The organism is Arenibacter amylolyticus, assembly GCF_002150785.1.
GTDB classification, from domain to species: domain Bacteria; phylum Bacteroidota; class Bacteroidia; order Flavobacteriales; family Flavobacteriaceae; genus Arenibacter; species Arenibacter amylolyticus.
Window position 1 is genome coordinate 158,210 of record NZ_MTAZ01000007.1, and the last position, 17,262, is coordinate 175,471.

The 17,262-nt window shown below is 43.5% G+C and carries 10 protein-coding genes; 3 read left to right on the forward strand and 7 right to left on the reverse strand.

Going from position 1 to position 17,262, the window contains the following annotated elements:
- Both BV214_RS04795 and BV214_RS04800 read right to left on the reverse strand, forming a co-directional pair.
- Complete coding sequence (locus BV214_RS04795; protein WP_086476338.1) at positions 1-1,014, reverse strand: hypothetical protein; 1,014 nt, start codon at positions 1,012-1,014, stop codon at positions 1-3.
- A gap of 127 nt (positions 1,015-1,141) precedes the next feature.
- On the reverse strand, positions 1,142-2,254 hold the full coding sequence (locus BV214_RS04800; RefSeq protein ID WP_086476339.1) for a toll/interleukin-1 receptor domain-containing protein: 1,113 nt from the start codon (positions 2,252-2,254) through the stop codon (positions 1,142-1,144).
- A gap of 467 nt (positions 2,255-2,721) precedes the next feature.
- Between BV214_RS04800 and BV214_RS04805 the strand changes: the two genes are divergently transcribed.
- Positions 2,722-3,930, forward strand: coding sequence for a toll/interleukin-1 receptor domain-containing protein (locus BV214_RS04805; protein ID WP_086476340.1), 1,209 nt, complete (start codon positions 2,722-2,724; stop codon positions 3,928-3,930).
- 22 nt (positions 3,931-3,952) lie between these two features.
- On the opposite strand, the gene BV214_RS04810 is transcribed toward BV214_RS04805, so the two are convergent.
- Together BV214_RS04810 and BV214_RS04815 are read right to left on the reverse strand one after the other, a co-directional pair.
- Entirely contained in the window at positions 3,953-5,950 is a 1,998-nt protein-coding gene (locus tag BV214_RS04810; protein WP_086476341.1) for a tetratricopeptide repeat-containing protein, read from the reverse strand.
- A gap of 9 nt (positions 5,951-5,959) precedes the next feature.
- Positions 5,960-7,105: a patatin-like phospholipase family protein gene (locus BV214_RS04815; RefSeq protein ID WP_086476342.1), complete on the reverse strand. Its 1,146-nt coding sequence runs from the start codon at positions 7,103-7,105 to the stop codon at positions 5,960-5,962.
- A gap of 355 nt (positions 7,106-7,460) precedes the next feature.
- On the opposite strand from BV214_RS04815, the gene BV214_RS04820 reads away from it, so the two are divergent.
- Entirely contained in the window at positions 7,461-8,198 is a 738-nt protein-coding gene (locus BV214_RS04820; RefSeq protein ID WP_086476343.1) for a hypothetical protein, read from the forward strand.
- 3 nt (positions 8,199-8,201) lie between these two features.
- Positions 8,202-10,097 (forward strand): CHAT domain-containing protein, encoded by a 1,896-nt coding sequence (locus BV214_RS04825; RefSeq protein ID WP_086476344.1) that lies wholly within the window; start codon positions 8,202-8,204, stop codon positions 10,095-10,097.
- Positions 10,098-10,206: 109 nt separating this feature from the next.
- On the opposite strand, the gene BV214_RS04830 is transcribed toward BV214_RS04825, so the two are convergent.
- From BV214_RS04830 to BV214_RS04840, 3 genes are all read right to left on the reverse strand, one after another.
- Positions 10,207-11,949: an efflux RND transporter periplasmic adaptor subunit gene (locus tag BV214_RS04830; protein ID WP_086476345.1), complete on the reverse strand. Its 1,743-nt coding sequence runs from the start codon at positions 11,947-11,949 to the stop codon at positions 10,207-10,209.
- A gap of 149 nt (positions 11,950-12,098) precedes the next feature.
- The gene (locus tag BV214_RS04835) at positions 12,099-13,337 is read right to left on the reverse strand and encodes a TolC family protein (RefSeq protein WP_245806747.1); all 1,239 of its coding nucleotides are present in this window, start codon (positions 13,335-13,337) and stop codon (positions 12,099-12,101) included.
- 6 nt (positions 13,338-13,343) lie between these two features.
- On the reverse strand, positions 13,344-17,144 hold the full coding sequence (locus tag BV214_RS04840; protein WP_086476346.1) for an efflux RND transporter permease subunit: 3,801 nt from the start codon (positions 17,142-17,144) through the stop codon (positions 13,344-13,346).
- Between the last annotated feature and the right edge of the window lie 118 nt (positions 17,145-17,262).

The following is a 17,262-nucleotide window of genomic DNA, read 5'->3' on the forward strand; positions in this document are numbered from 1 at the left end:
TTATTCACTGATTTCTACCCTTAGGTGGGATAGAAACGGATTTATTTTTCCGTGCATAATATCAATTTGCCTTCCAAGGTCGTCTGTTGTTTCTTTGACACTTTTTAGGATACTGTTCCTCATTTTTTGTTTTTCATTTTTCCCGGCAGAACTTTCACCATATTCCCAAATAGCCACTCGCACCTTATCCAATTTCAGAATATAGGTAATATGGATATCGTCCAGGATACTGCTAAAGATATCTTCCAGTTCCCGTCCCCTTGGTTCTGCCCAGTATGCTATAAAGTCCAGATGATATTTGGCCCTATTGGCCGTAAGGAGATCAAAAACATCATTGTAGGCAAAGATGGTCTTCCCTAGAGCTTCAAAATAATTTTTGTCGCTGAAGGCAAAACGGGATATATCCTGAAACCTGTTTTTAACATCCGTTACGCGAACCATATAGGTAGACAACACCCCCGAAATAATATTGTATTGTTCTTTTTTTGCCGCTAACAGTTCTTTGGCGTGTAACAGATCTACCAACTCCTTCATATACTTTTTTCGGGTTTGGTTATCGCGTATTAACCCTCTGCCTATGAGAACACTCCCTTTTCTCAATATCACTTCGTTTAAACTTTGGAACGTAACCGTAACCTCGTAGACTCCGCTATCTATATCGTCCTTTACCTCTCCAAAAATGACTACCCCTGCCCTGTTGGCCGCCAGGCTATCTTTGGAGGCACTGGGTATATTGGCAATGTCCCTTACTTCCCTTTGTAAGTTTTGATGTGCCAGTACCCTATTGTAACGCCTTCGCTCCAATACTGTATAGAGTCCCGAATTGATGAGTTCGGTTTCAAAATCGTTGGTCAGCATGGTCGCGATAGGCTTTAAGGCCGGCTCCGAAACGCTGAAATCCCAGACGTAAACAATGGAATCGTTACTATTGGGTGGGGGCACCATGGCTTTCCCCTTACTAGGAATAGCAATTAAGAATAAACCCATAAAAAACACCAGGCCTATATTTTTCATTCTTTACGATTTTTGGTTCAAGCTTGCCATATCAACAATGTATTGGATGCCCAAGACAAAGGAGCCCGTGCACAATCGACACATTTTCTGGTGGGGGGAAATGGCGTACTACTAACAGACAATCACCTTAAAGGCACAAGGGTATCTGTGTATTGTCCTTGGTAATCAATTTATCGGTAGTGCATTTATCCAGACCATCGTTTATTTCAAAATGATGGCTCATCGTTTTCTTTTTTATCTTCACGGTTATGGATACAAGGCCTCTACTGATTATTTCTGCCTTTTCTCCATCTACTAAAACGTTGGCCTGCACCATGTTGGAGGGGACCATCAATTTTACCGTGTAGCTTTTATCGGCTACCGCTGTTTTCTCCTTTTCATTGATTACCTCATCTTTTTTACTATCAGGTTCAGAGCTATCTTTTTTTAAATGCTGAGGGGAATCGATCTTGTGTTCGTTTACAAGTATCGTATCCAGGGCATTTTCCATTCCATTTATTGGCTCCGAGGTATTTATTACCTGGAAGGTTACCACCCCTATCACAAGAACCGCCACCAACAGCGCCATTCGTTTAATGGTCTTGGATCTCTCTTTGGTCGGTTCTTCCGCACCAGTGCCTACGGGAAGCTCGGGCAATTGATCCGCTATCGCATCTCCCTCGTTTGACTTATTGTGTAACAAATCCAACTTCACTTTTTCCTCTACCAGTTCATAGAGTTGTTCAAAGTCCGATTGAATATGCCTATCGGTGGTAAGGGTATTAATGTCCTTAAGAATATGCGTAAGTCGTGCTATATTCCCCCTTATCTCCGTATAGAGATTAAGATCGTCCGTTACTCCCTGAATATTGGAAAGCTCCTTCAATTCCCTGATTTTTGCATTCAGGTTTTCGGTTTCATTTTCCCAGTACTTCAACAAGTCCAACCGATCTACTGCTTTGGCTATTTTTACCTCCTCCAAGACCACCGGAAAAATACGCTCATAAAAATCACGGTTCCTAAATATCTGCAGCAACTCGAACATGCAGTTTTCGGACCGGAGGTACTTATTGCTTATAATTAGAATTATATATTTTCCCCGACCAATGTCCTCCATAAAAGTTTTGATACGCCCCTTATATCCCAGATCATTTTTGTCTCGAATAATACGTAGGCCCCTTTTTTGAAATTCCTTTTCAATCGCTTCCGCAATTGCTTCGCTTTCGGAACCCCAGGCGTATGATATATATATGGATGGCATAAAATTGCTTTCCTATAACTACAGAGAAATTATCTTAACCAACTATCTATAGTTCCTTTATTTATTACTAACACCCTATAATTTACAATTTTCCTTATTAAAATAACGGTATATATGTGTTTTTAGCAACAAATACTGTGTGATTAGCAATAAATTACAAAATGACCGTTATCACCTGGCAAAACGTAAAAATCCATACCCACTATGAGATTTCTCATCCTTTTCCCTCTCTTGCTCTATCATTGGAAAACCGACTATACATTAATTATACCCACTCATACATTTTTTTACTTTGTACTGGGAATAACTTTCTAACTTATGATGTCTTCACGGAAGTCCGACTTTAAGATTAATAAGCTGTAATCCAACACTGGAAGGGGGCAATTTATCGGCTATCGCCTACGACCACTTTGGAAGTCTACAGAACTATTGATTGCGTAATTGAAACAAGTATTTAAGTAAGTACTATGAGTCTATCGGCCCTTTTAGGAAAGAAATCCAGACCTCGAATATTCATATGTTACCGTAGGGGTGGCGAAGGTGCGGGATTTGGTGGCCGTATAGCCGATAAACTGGTGAAGCATTTTGGCCATAGTCAATGCTTTAGGGATATTGAGGACATAGAAAAGGGCACTGATTTTGTGGAGAGTATTAAACACGCCACCAGTATTTGCGATTTGTTATTGGTAGTCATTGGGCCGGACTGGGTAAGTATGAAAGATGCCCATGGGGTTCCTAGACTCCAGGACCCTCAAGATTTTGTCCGTTTGGAGGTAAGTACCGCCTTAGCTCGGAATATCCGGGTGATTCCCGTATTGGTAGGAGGGGCAAAGATGCCCTTGGAAGATGAATTACCGGACGATTTAAAATCGCTCGTCAGGAGGCAGTCGCACGAACTAACGGACCAACGCTGGGATTACGATTCGGACGAATTGATAAGATCCATAGAGTCCATTGGCATTAGAGGTAGATCCCCAAAGGAACAGGAAGCCCGTAAAAGGAAACAGAAAATCATAGTGGCTGTGGTGGTCACTACCTTTGTGATTCTAATTACCCTTGGTATTGGTTTTATGTGGAAGTCACAGACCGACAAAAAGCCTATTAACGGTGATCAATCTAATATTCCAGCCCAACTTCTTACCACCGATCCAATTCCTACGGAGAAGGAGAATAAGAATGCTGTTAAACCCGTTAAAACTGTAGAAAAGAAAGCACCTGATTACAGTCAGGAAATTGTTGCTATTAAAAAATCCATACAATTGGGATCCAATCTGGAATCCCTGGCAATGGCCACCTTGGACCCTACGCCTTTGGGTCAGGTTTTTTCCGAAGATGCCCTTCAGGATTATGAAGATATTTTATCCGAATTTTATTTGATGGGGATTTACAACCTGAACACCTTGGAAAATCAGTCCATTGGGAACATAGAAGTCTACCAGGAGGGCAACGGGCTTAAAGCTGAGGCCAGTGTATCCGAAACTTGGTCTACCCATACGCATAGGACCTCGGATCATTTATGCTTGGTGCATCAACCTTCGCGTAATGCCCCTCAAACTGTATATCTGGAAAAAAAGAATAACAATTGGTTCATTTCTTCCATTGTACAGCACAATAACACTCCCCCCGTAACCACCCAATGCGGACAGTACAATTGTCCCCTGTTGGCCGGACTCTAAGAACGTTGTAAGGGGAAGTTTTCTATAGTTGTATAATCTTAGTTTTGGCACCTCTTTTCTTCACCTCTTCTAACATATGCTTGGTTCCCCCTGGGCCATCTTCTCCTTTTCCGTCCCATAGGGCCAATAAGGTAAGATTACGATCCCCATAGGACAATGCGGTGTTTAACAACCATAAATTATTCCGTTCCCAAAAGGTGTATCCTTTTTTACCATATAACCACACAGGAAGTTCTTTGGACTCGGCCAATATACTTACCTCCGTATCCGCATCCTCATACAGCGCATAAAAACGGTCTACCCAACTACTCCCCGCAAATTGAACGGACTCTACAATGTATTTCTCCGGGGGGAGTGCTAAATACATTTTCCTTTGAACTCCCAATTCCTTGCAGATTTCCAGAAATAGAATATCCCCGCCACTAGCCCCTCCGGAAATACCGATCCATTCCTGCTCCGACGGGCTCTTGTTAACGATCTCTGTTATGCCTTCCTTAATTCTACGGCGTACCTCGGGTTCCAATTCCTTAGGGAAGCGAGGAGTTTTTCTATCTTCCCCATCTATCATATGCCCGGTAAAAAGCAGCACTTTTTTCACCTTGTTGGACGATTCATCCGAGTTTCCGAATACTTCCAAGGCGGGCGTAACGTTCTTGGACATAATGTTCAGTTTTTGAAATAATACGAGTTGTCTCTTAGCTGCATCAAAATTAAGATCAGATCCAGATTCGATAGCACTGCAATATAGGTGTTTTACCCGTTCGGGGTTATTAATGGTTAATACTGCGAGGTCTGCCAAGGTGATTAGTACCCAAGGATCGGTTAGATTATCCCGTTCCAGGGCTTTTTTTGCCGAGAAGGCCGCTCTTTTCACCGTTATGACCAATTGATCAAATTCCTCCACATACCTATCCAGGGCAATTTTCGCATCCAGGGCCGTATCAAACTTAGACTCCCAAATAGCGACTTCACGTTGTGCCAATGCTATTAATGTTTTAAGGAGACCTAGCGCATTTACACCGGAATAGAAGTGATTTAAATCCTCATCATAGCCCTTGGAATAATTCTTATAAGCCTTAAGCAAGGAAGACGATCGGATTGCTTCCTTTCCCATTTCCTCTGGTTTCAGCATAATCCAACGCCTCACCCATTTCGTTTTTTCGTTACGCGCTCTAAGGGCATAGGCCTCTGCTCTTTTATTCCTATTCAGTATTGAAAATTGATCGAACAGCCTATTGATGGCCAATTCCGATTTAGCCAGTAATTGATGGGCGATATCCGAATTTTGTTTCACCTCTATATCTCCCAATCGATGGTATATAGTGGCCAAATATTCATTGGCTTCCAAGTCATTCGGATTTTTTTTTCGGATATGTTCCCATACCTCCTTGGCTTCGGTATAATACTTGGATCTATATTGAATGTCTCCTACCATTCTTAAGGCCGGTATTTGCCATGAAAAGAACTTAGCTTCGGCAGCCAACAGGGACAATTTTCCCCTATGTCCCGTTTCTTTTGCCAAAAATACTTCCTTGCGGTAGTCTAGCGGAACTGCCAAAAAATGTTCTGGATTTTGGGCAGTAAGTTTGGGAAGCATAAGGAATACCGGACTATCGGTCCTATTGGAAATTAGGGTTTGTTTAAGGGCCTCCGCGAGCACTTCTACACTGGATTCCAAATTATCCTGTTCATAGGCTATGTACCGATCTGTCTTTAGGTCGAAGGGCACTTCGTCTTTTCGGCATCGTATCAGGATCGTTTTCTTTTCCCTAAGGGCATGGCGAATTCCCAATTCATAAAAGACATTGGCATTGTGGATAGAAATATCGGCAACAACCACCTCACTGGTAAGCAACAATTGAAACATATCCTGACGAATGTTTCCCGCCTCCAAAATAACCCCCGTTGTATACCCCTTAATCTTGGCCTTTTCCAAGGCTGGGAGAATTAAGCGCTCCTGGACTTCATCAAAATTAATTCCCTCCTTTATTCCAAAAGGCCTAACAATAAACGCTTCCATACTTTTATTCTATTTTACAAAAGGCCCCAAATGATCTAGGTTTACTTGAGATATGGCTGTCTGGGCTCCCACCTGCCGCAGGTTGCTGATATGTTTTACCGAATCCATTTTCCCTACTTTTTCCGGATCTATATGTCCCAACCCCATTTCTTTGAGTCCCTCCTCACTTAGATCGGCATTGTAGCGAACATATAGGAAGTCCCTGCTCTCCTTGGTATCGGTGCTGACCATATCCCCTAATTCCCGATCTATTTTATCCCCAAAAACACATCTACCGAACGTACGGCAATTGATATCCTGATCTACCTGAATGGCATACATAAGGTTGGAGGGCAATTGCAATAAGGTGTTACCCAGGTTTCTATATTCCCCTCCAGAGGGGGCGCTTCCGGTACCCACGGAGACTACCAACAGTTTATCTTCCCCTTTTTCCCAATTGAGCCTATACCCAGGATGTGTTGCCATCCGAAACAGTAGAAATGCTGGATTGTTATAGGGGGTTACCCCACCATCCACAAACACAAAGGTTTTACTGGGATCGGCGGCATCCCATTCCAAAGTCTCCGGTGGAAAATAGGCGGGTGCGGCCGTACTTGCCCTTACCAACTGGTAAAGTTTTACGTTTTGATTATTGTCGGGTCTTTTTTTATCATTGTACTTGGCCAGGGGATTATTGCTAATCGGCCATGGGGAATCCGTACTCCGGTTCATCGTCACTACGGTTAGTAATGCCTTGAATTTTCCATTGGCAATGTCCATATTGGTATCCTTCCCAAAGGTATCCTGCAACATTTCCAATAAAGGTCCGGATTCATAAAGCGACTTCCATTTTTTTAGCAAGCAGGATTTATCGAACATGTCTTTCCCCTTATCGGTGTAAAAATCTAACAACTCTTGGGAAGACATCCCTATGGAGAGTCCGGCAGCAATAATAGCTCCCGTACTGGTGCCACCAAAGTAATCGAAGAAGTCGCACAATCGGAAGTCGTCCTTTCTATTGAGCTTTCTTCTTAGATCCTGTTCTAATTTCAATAGTATTTCCAAGGTGATAATACCCCGAATTCCCCCACCGTCCAAAGCGAGGATCTTCCGCGTTTGGGATTTTTCATAGCGCTGGGACAGATTTCCCCAAAGGGAAGGATTTGTAGTTGGCATAGCGGTCTTTTATTTAGTTTGACGGTAAAGAAAAGGCTGTTGAGCAGTTCATTACATTGTCAAAAATGTTCCAGTACTAGCGTGGGGAGACACATGCTTGGGGGAAGGGTCCTTATAACATTCTGTCCTAAGGATTAGGAAGCCATGGGCTATGAAGGACGCCTTAACAAGTTAAAGTTTTATTTCCAATTCCGCAATAATAGGCAGTCGATTTCTGCTATATCCCCAAGATTTTTCATAACTTTAAGAAGATATAATCCTCTCCCCTTTTTTTCTTAAAGCTGTTAAAAGCCGATAAATGGTATTGGGCCTGCCTCAACACCTGTAAGCGTATAACCCTAAAACCTATTGTATTATGAGCGGATTAGCACGTAGTTATGAAAAGGCCATAAAAAAAGAACTCGGTGCACATGCGGCCTGGTTACCGGTGACCAATACCCTCGCGGTGGGGGATTTTGGTTATTTTGAAGGCGGAGTATTCCGCTCATTGGGCAACCTAAAAAACAAATACCCGGAGATTACTTTAGACATCGCTCCCGGACCTGCCACCAAAGTAAATTTCACTACCCAAGGAACCCGGGTCACCCGATTGGGTGCAGACGGAAAAACCACCGATTCCTTTGCGGCCTTGGGGGATGCAGAGGCAGCGTTGAAATTTAAGTTTGAAAAGGAAAACTCCCTGGTCATAAAGGCAGAAAAGGTAACGGTGGCCCAATTACAAAATATAGATGAGGTAGCCTTGGCCTTGGCCGCAAAGTCTAACTGGAGGAAAAAGTACAAGGTAGTCTCTGCCGTCTACACTGGCGAAAACTGCCTTATAATCTGTGCAAGGGAGGCAGGATCCGACTTTAGCATAAAGGGAAGCGCCCACATTCTGGGGGCGATAGAAGGCGGTAAGGCTGAGGGCGGATTTGAAACGTCGTCCTCCAATGCTAGTACATACGATGTAATAGGAGAATCTGGCGTAGTTGGAGTGAGGCTCTTTAAGATCAACCTTTTCAACAAAGTTAAATTGCTTGGGGACGACCAACTTACCCAAGACGATATTTCTATTGAAGACAATTTTGATTCGGATATCCAGGACGATTTTTAAACCATGAAATCGCTTAAGATCGAATACATCCGTTTTGACGATCTCCAGACCGGAATCCTGATGGGTAACAAGCCCTATATACTTTCCCACGGGGATTTTAACTCCTTACAGCAGGTACACACCCCCATGGGACAATTGGATCTACTGGAGGAATTAGCGGACCACCTTAGGTACGAAGGGACTACTGTAAGAACTACTGAAGAAAAATGGGAGGCCATAAAAAAATGCAGTGATCAGTTACGCACCTTATTTTATAACCTGGATGGGCTGCTAGAAGGTATTTCCCATCTGGAACTTTTTCTAAACCCTTCGGAATTGGCCTTAATTCCATTTGAATTGCTGTTAGACGCTAAGGACAAACCAATCTTTGCCTCTGGAAATGGCAAACCGTTGGTTTTGACCCGTAATTTCCGTCGGGAAACCGCTCCCCAGATTTCAGTTCCGCATACTCCCCGGGTATTATTTGTACATACCAAGCCAGATCATAAAAATTACTTGGGGCTTCCCTTTCCGGACATTCCCTTTAAGAATCACGAACAATCCCTTAATTATGCCCTGCGCCATTGGGGGTTGGACCACCAACCCATGGTCTTGGCCAACCCTACCTTTAAAGAGTTCTCCGCACTTGTCCGGGAAGCGGATAAGACAAATAAACCCTTTACCCATATCCATCTATTGGCGCATGGGTCCTTATTATTTGACCCCAAACGACCTTCCAACTTCGAATATGGAATTGCCTTCCATTCCAAGGATGGAATAGAAAATGACTACAGGCCTACTACGGCTCTAGAAATTAAATTTCTATTTGAATCCTTGGACAATTTGCCCTTTATGGTGAATTATATGATTTGCGATGGTGCCAATTTCACCAATGGCAGCAAACCGGACCGCAACCCGGTACACGCTACCTTTAAAGCCGGGGTCCCCATAGTTCTGGGATCTCAATTCCCATTATCCATGAAGGGGGCCAATTTAATTACCAAGGAATTGTACAAGCGGTTGTTTCGGGCAGAGGATATTCGTACTATTTTAGGGGATATTAGAGCAACATTATATTCCGCAGAACAGGAGTATCGGCATGATTGGATAAGCTTGGTCAGTTATACCAACCTACCCAACGATTACGAATTTCAACTATTGATGTTGAAAATGGAATATCAGCTCAAAATTTTAAACAGTATAACCAACAGCACTTTCAGGACAAATAAGGAACACCAGCTCACCAAAGACGATTTTATACGGGCTAAAGTACAGATAGAAGCATCCATTAGGGATCTGGGGGAACAGCTAAAGGCAATTGAAAATGACAGCAGTAAGGAACAGGCCTTCTTGGAAAACAGCGGACTATTGGCGAGTGCCTTTAAGCGATTGGCAGAAGTTGAGTTTAGGGAATCTCAAATTTTTGAGGTGGACACCACCTCAAAACAGCTAGAATATTTACAAACGGCCCAGAAATGGTATAAGAAAGCCGCTGATCGTAATTTATCACATCATTGGAGTATTGTACAATACCTTTCCTTGGCTTATATTTTGGAAGGTACTATTGCCACTAAGGTAGACTATTGGTATGCGGCAAGATTGGCGGCATTTACGGAGATTGCCACCCAGCATGCTCAGGATAAAAAGAGTGTCTGGGCCTACGGTAGTTTATTGGAGCTTTATTTGATAGGCAGAGCTAGTAGTGAAAAAGATTTTAGCGCACAAATTGTGGAGCTAACAGAGGAATTGGTCCAAAACGCCAAAACCATCAATAAACAGGAGGCTATTAGCACTACAAAGCATCAGCTGCTTCGCTATAGGGATTGGTGGAACTCTCCAGTGTTTAAGATTCCTGGGGAGTCGCTTGTAAAAAATCGGGATTTTTTACAATTGATCATAAATATCTTAGAAGGCCGATAAAGAAAAGCTATTCGCGTTACTATAGGAATATATGGTTTTAGGAAGGTGCGAAGGTCTCAATTCCTTCCCACCTTCCATAAGCAGCGGTATTTCCCCGTTGGTTAAATCTTTAATCTATGACTTCCGAAACTTCTCCGCAACGCAGCATGCTTGCCCCATAATACGGGTTTAAGATCCCCTCTTCTGTACTTAGCCAATACGCCCCAGCATCATTGTTCACCATGGGACAGTAATCCACATATACCTTTTGATTGATACCAAAAGATTTCACCGCATTGATTAAATAGATAGAAAGGTGCTCAAAATGATCTCTTTGAATTTTAATATCGGAGGTCTTGGATAGCGCAAGTGCAGCTTCTTGAAGTTCCTTATCCAACAACATCCAGTGGCTATGGGCAGGCGCTTCCTTTAACAGTTTCATATCTACCTTCTGGATGCTATTAAGCAATTCCTTGGCCGCCTTCATAGGGGTTTCTGCATTGTCTTGGACCAGGGCATTTTCTATTACCATATACGCATCAAAAACGGCTTTCAATTGAGCTTGAAATTTAGCGGGAACCGCTACTCGCTCCAAGGCCGCCAACTGCTCTGTAGCATCCATCTCTAAATCCCCACCAGCATTCATCATACTCTTTTTCCCCTGTAACTGTGCCGCAGCATCTACCGTAAAAGTCCCATGGACCACCACTTCCTCCCCTGGGGTAAGTCCGCCTAAAATGGTATACTTATCCCCACTCTTAGCGCCTAGATCTACTTCTCGCATTTCAAAAATGGGCTCGTCCGGATTTGTTTTCACATATACCAAGGATCGGTTCCCCGTCCAAAGCACTGCCGATGCGGGAATGCTTAGCTGTGTTTCACTCGAGGCCATTGTAACTCCTTTTACCGTACCTACCACAAACATCCCAGGCTTAAGAATTCCCTCGTTGTTCTTTAAGGTTGCTCTAACGGCAACGGTTCTGGATTGGGTATTAAGTCGCGGATCTATAAAAGAAATGGCTGCTTCAAATTCATTTTGGGGGTAGGCATTGGAGGTAATCGCTATTTTCTGTCCCTCCTTCAACTGGGCTAGCTGATGTTCATAGGCATCAAAAATAGCCCATACCGTTTCCAGATTACTGACCTTAACAATGGGCTGACCTTGGCTGACGTAGTCTCCTTCCTCGGCCAATTTTTCGGAGACTGTACCAGAAACCGTGGCATAAATAGGGAAGTTTTCACGTACTTTTCCCGATGTTTCTATTTCCTTGATTTGATTTTCAGATAGTTTCCACAGTTTCAACTTATTCCTCACCGCCTTGTAGAGTGCTGGCTGAGAATCTTTAATAGTAGCTGCGGTTAGCAGTTCCTGCTGTGCCGCAACAAGTGCTGGCGCATAAATGGTTGCCAACAACTGCCCTTTCCGGACGGTTTCTCCTGTAAAACTAACGTTCAGTTTTTCTATCCGCCCTTCAAAATAACTGGCTTGTACCGCATTCGCCTCTTCATTAGGCATAATTTTCCCCGAAAGAGTTAATGAGTTGCCTCCCGCCTCAGCGGCATTGCCCACTACCATGGTTTGAATATTGGCTAAGGACATGGCATTCTTTGTCATTCGTATTTCGTCTGCTGCAAGTCCTTCTGCACCTGCTTCCGCAGGTATCAGGTCCATCCCACAAATGGGACAATCCCCTGGTTCTGGTTGCATAATCTGGGGGTGCATAGAACAGGTCCACATTTGAGCCTCTGTTTCTGTGCTTTCCATATTATGAGAGGCGTGCGAGTCTCCCCCTTCATTGGTAGTTCCAAAAAACACATAGCCCAAGACGAGTCCCAGAGCTAAAATTGCGATATAATAAATATATTTTTTCATGATAATCTTATTTAATTTTTCCCCTGCAGCTCGCAGATTGTATGTTTTGCGCTAGGGATTGCAGCGGCATCCTTTTTTCCTTTAAAAAGATATAGCGAAAAGCCCGCCCGAGCGCCATAATATTAAATTATATATTTCTTGTACTTTATTTATTTGATGAAATAATCAACAATACTTTGCTGTTTAAAATATTCTCCAATAGCTTCTATTTGGTTGATCTCGATATTCAGCTGCAGCTCTTGCACCTCTAGTACCTCTCTAAAATCTATAGTGCCCGTTTCAAAATTCTTGAACAATATTTCTGTGGCATTCCGTGCTTGTGAAAGATTTTTTTCATGTGTATTTAAACTTATACGCACGGCGTTCCTCTTCTTTATAGCCGTTTGCAATTGGGCCACTAAGGTGTTTTTGGACGCTTGTTTCTGAATGCTTAGCTCCTCCTGCTTTAGCGTATTCTGCCTAGTGACGGATTTATACTTCTTATTAAAAATTGGGATGGAGACAGACACCATAGGCATAATCATATTGGGCGCCTCGTTAAATAGCATATAGTTGACCCCTACCCCAACATCTGGCGCACTTTCTTTTTTGTTGAGTGCTTCTGACTGCTGCACTACCTTCTGCAATTCCTCAAATTTGGTCAGTTCTGGATGTAGGCTAAGACTGGCAAAATCTATTGCTACCTCCTGTTCTGGAAGTGTTAAACTATCCGTCCATGTAATCCCCGAGATTTTCTCACGGTTCAGAATTTTATTGAAGGTGACCAATTCTGCCTCATACTCCTGCGCTAGCACTAATTTTCTTTCGCTAAGATCATTCTGCCGCATCTGGAGTCGCAATACCGAAACCGCAGATGCCTTCCCCACCGCTACCGAGCTTAGCGCCAACTCCTCATAAACCTTTAAGAGCTGTTGATTGGCATCCAATACCTGTTGTTTTTTTGCCAATTCATATAATCGGTAATAGGATTGGGACAGAGACATCGCAATTTTTCTTTTTGCGATTTCAATCTCCACAAAATCGGCCTCCGCCATGGCCGTGGCATAATTACCACGCGCCCCAAGGGTTCCGAACCATGGAAACATTTGCATTACGGTAAACTCACCGTCTGGCATCGCCATAGGCATATGGTTCTCACCTACCATGAATCCCCCGGAAAACTGGGTGTTGGGCAGGGAGTTTACCTCGGATATTTTTTCCGTGGAAATGGCATATCTTTTTTCAAAGGCCTGGATAGTGGGATTATTCCTTACGGCCTCCTCTATAAACGTATGCAACTCTTGCCCTTGCACAACTCCGCTAAAAAACAGCAGAACCACAAGGAGCATCCCTCCTCTTAGCACCTTCGCTATGGGATAACGAAGTCTTGTATTAATTATAAATTCCATTATTTCTTATTTATTATTAAGAGTACTTAGTTGTCTTTTCAATTTTGCTTCCCTTCTCCAACTGAACAAAACTGGAACAACGAAAAGGGTAATCAGTGCAATTAGCATCCCACCAAAACTAGGGATGGCCATAGGGATCATAATATCACTTCCCCTCCCCGTAGAGGTTAGAATGGGCAACAGGGCCAGTAAGGTTGTGGCCGTGGTCATTAAAGCCGGGCGAATTCTTTTACTTCCCGCTTCCACTACTGAAGAACGTACCTCTGCTATGGTCTCTGGATTATTCCTATCAAAGGTCTGGGTGAGGTAGGTGGCCATCACTACCCCATCGTCCGTGGCAATACCAAAGAGGGCAATAAACCCAACCCATACCGCTACACTTAGGTTCACGGGATTCATTTGGAACATATCCCGTAAGTTTTCTCCAAAGAAGTTGAAGTTTAAGAACCAGTCCTGGCCATAAAACCAAATCATTAGGAAACCACCGGCAAAGGCTACGGCAATCCCAGAAAACACCATTAGGGAGGTAGCTACCGAACGGAATTGGAAATAAAGGATCAGGAAAATAATCGTCAGGGCCAAAGGCACTATGATCGATAGCGTTTTTTCGGCACGCAACTGATTCTCGTACGTACCCGTAAACTCATAATTGATCCCTTTAGGAACAATGAGTGCTCCACTGGCAATCTTTTCTTGAATCAAGGCCTGTGCATTCTCTACTACATTCACCTCAGCAAACCCATCGAGTTTATCAAATAAAACGTAGCCCACCAAAAAGGTATCCTCACTTTTAATCATCTGTGGACCCTGTTCGTACCGCACTTCTACCAGCTCTCCCAAGGGCACCGGATTGCCTTTTTCCACCGGTACATAAATATTCTTAAGATCCTCTGGGTGTGCCCTTAGCTCGCGGGGGTATCTAACTCTGACCGAGTAGCGTTCCCTGCCTTCTACGGTCTGAGTTAAAGGCATACCACCTACTGCTACCTGCAAAATTTCCTGTACAGTTTCTATAGATACCCCATAACGGGCCAGTCGGTCTCTTTTAATATCTACCAACATATAGGGTTTTCCCACTATACGATCTGCAAAAACGGCTTCTACCTTAACCCCTTCAGCATGTTTTAGAATTTCTTCCAAGGCTATCCCGAAGGCTTCAATTTTCCGAAGGTCTTGCCCCATCACCTTAATACCCATAGGGGCCCGCATTCCTGTCTGCAGCATTACCAAACGGGTTTCAATAGGTTGTAATTTAGGCGCGGAAGTAACCCCCGGAAGTTTAGTTACACGTACTATTTCATTCCAAATATCGTCCGAGGATTTTATTTCGGGTCGCCAGTTTCTATAAAACTCCCCATCCTGGTCTGGAATCAGGTGCTGAATCTCCACATTAGAGGGATCTGCATATTGTGAATTCCCGTCATGGACATCAACGCTCGACTTTCTATTGGGATTTTCGACTAATCTTCCATCCCTAAGCACAAATAATCCATCTTCATTCACTTTATACCTTTCGCGTTTCCCCTCCTCGTTTAATGCATACTCTGGCTTGTACAGAATAACATTTTCATACATGGAAAGTGGTGCTGGATCCAGGGCGGACTCCGTACGCCCAGCCTTACCAACCACCGTTTTTATTTCAGGAATACTGGCCACCGCCATATCCAGTTGCTGCAGTACCCGCTTGTTCTCCTCTACACCAGAATGTGGCATAGACGTAGGCATCAAAAGAAACGCTCCTTCATCCAAGGAAGGCATAAATTCCTTGCCCGTCTGCTGCCAAATCATAACACCAAATACCACAATAAGGGTGGGAATGGAAAGGAATATTAATTTATTGCGAAGCGCCCATCCAAGAATTTGGGTGTAATAATACTGGAAGAGCCAGAAGAACCCCAAGAGGCCAAAACATATAAGCCCCACAAAGAGCAGGTTCCAAAATATACTTTTATCCACTCCCAACGGACGCCAGAACTCTGCTAATAGGAAGACAATTGCCAAGGCAGAAATAGCGATATTTATCCAATTGGCACGTTTATCAGTGAGTAATAATTTACCTGGCAATTTATCAGCGATTTGCTCATGTTTCAATAAGCCTGTAATTCCGAATCCCATTAGGATAAAACCTAACCAATATCCGAAAATTATGGCCGCTAGCCCTAAAAGGATTAGCCCTCCGTTGATAAGATAACTAGTGACTTTTTTGATACTTTTTCTTCGGAACAAATACGCTGCAAAGGGCGGAATAAGGAAGATGGCCACCATAAAGGCCGAAATTAAAGCCATGGTCTTGGTAAATGCCAAGGGTCTAAACAACTTACCTTCCGCTCCAATCATGGTAAACACCGGAATAAAGCTGATAATTGTAGTCAGAACTGCGGTAAGGATGGCTCCCGATACCTCGGCACTGGCATTATACACCACGGTGTTTATAGGCGTTTTTATTCCAGTTGCCAGAGACCGTTCCTTTTCTTCATCCAGGTGTCTGATGATATTCTCGGAAAGAATGACCCCAATATCCACCATGGTACCAATAGCAATGGCAATCCCGGATAATGCCACAATATTGGCATCCACATTAAAGTACCTCATGGCAATGAATACCATTAAAACAGCCACCGGTAAAAGTCCCGATATTAGCACAGAGGCCCTTAGGTTAAAGACCATTACAATGATGACCAGGATGGTAATGAGTACTTCCAAACTCAACGCTTCATCTAGGGTATCCAAGGTTTCCTGGATCAGTTCCGAGCGATCATAAAACGGAACAACGGTAAGCTGCGAAATGGTACCATCCGAAAGTTCTTTGGAAGGGAGTCCGGCTTTAAGCAGCTCCAACTTATCCTTTACGTTATTGATAACCTCCATCGGATTTGCACCGTAGCGAGCAGTGACCACACCCCCTACCACCTCAGCGCCCTCTTTATCCAAAATTCCTCTCCGGGGGGCAGGCCCTAAACTCACCTTGGCAATATCTTTGATCCGGATAGCGGTGTAGTCTTCCGAGGTAACCACGGCATCTTCAATATCGGCTATTGTCTTTATATATCCGAGTCCCCGCACCAAGTATTCCACCTGATTAATTTCCATGGTTTGGGCACCAATATCCTTGTTGGTTTCCTTTACTGCTTTTACAACATCCCCAAGACCAATATTGTATTGCCTCATCAGTTCTGGCTGTACATCAATTTGATATTCTTGTACATATCCTCCGATGGAGGCAACTTCCGAAACACCACTTGCCGAGGAAAGGGCATATTTCACATAGTAATCCTGAATGCTTCGCAATTCGTGTAGATCCCAACCTCCGGTTACATTGCCGTCTTTATCCCGACCTTCTAGGGTATACCAATAAATTTGTCCTAAGCCGGTAGCATCCGGACCCAAGGACGGATTTACACCATTGGGAAGGAGGCCCGCTGGTAAGGAATTCAATTTCTCCAGAATACGGCTACGGCTCCAATAGAATTCTACATCCTCCTCGAAGATGATATAGATACTGGAAAATCCGAACATGGAAGTACTACGAATGGTTTTCACCCCGGGAATTCCCAACAAGCTGGTGGTAAGCGGATAACTAATTTGGTCCTCTATATCCTGGGGGGAACGCCCCTCCCATGGGGTATATACAATTTGTTGGTTTTCCCCGATATCGGGGATGGCATCTACGGCCACGGGATTCGTAGGAATAAAACCTGTATTCCAATTAAAAGGTGCGGTTACTACTCCCGCGCCAACAAAGAGTGCCAGCAACAAGACCGCTACCAGTTTGTTCTGTATTAGAAATTTAATGCTTTTATTTAGCATGTATATTGATTGTTAAACAGTGAAACATTGATTAAAACTCTGATAGTATCAGAATATTAAAGACAACGAAATATGCCCATCATGACTTTTACCATAGGGCAGTTCCTTCCGCACCAAA

Coding starts and splice junctions, on each gene's coding strand:
- BV214_RS04795 (WP_086476338.1), bottom strand. CDS start 1,014: ATGAAAAATATAGGCCTGGTGTTTTTTATGGGTTTATTCTTAATTGCT.
- BV214_RS04800 (WP_086476339.1), bottom strand. CDS start 2,254: ATGCCATCCATATATATATCATACGCCTGGGGTTCCGAAAGCGAAGCA.
- BV214_RS04805 (WP_086476340.1), top strand. CDS start 2,722: ATGAGTCTATCGGCCCTTTTAGGAAAGAAATCCAGACCTCGAATATTC.
- BV214_RS04810 (WP_086476341.1), bottom strand. CDS start 5,950: ATGGAAGCGTTTATTGTTAGGCCTTTTGGAATAAAGGAGGGAATTAAT.
- BV214_RS04815 (WP_086476342.1), bottom strand. CDS start 7,105: ATGCCAACTACAAATCCTTCCCTTTGGGGAAATCTGTCCCAGCGCTAT.
- BV214_RS04820 (WP_086476343.1), top strand. CDS start 7,461: ATGAGCGGATTAGCACGTAGTTATGAAAAGGCCATAAAAAAAGAACTC.
- BV214_RS04825 (WP_086476344.1), top strand. CDS start 8,202: ATGAAATCGCTTAAGATCGAATACATCCGTTTTGACGATCTCCAGACC.
- BV214_RS04830 (WP_086476345.1), bottom strand. CDS start 11,949: ATGAAAAAATATATTTATTATATCGCAATTTTAGCTCTGGGACTCGTC.
- BV214_RS04835 (WP_245806747.1), bottom strand. CDS start 13,337: ATGGAATTTATAATTAATACAAGACTTCGTTATCCCATAGCGAAGGTG.
- BV214_RS04840 (WP_086476346.1), bottom strand. CDS start 17,144: ATGCTAAATAAAAGCATTAAATTTCTAATACAGAACAAACTGGTAGCG.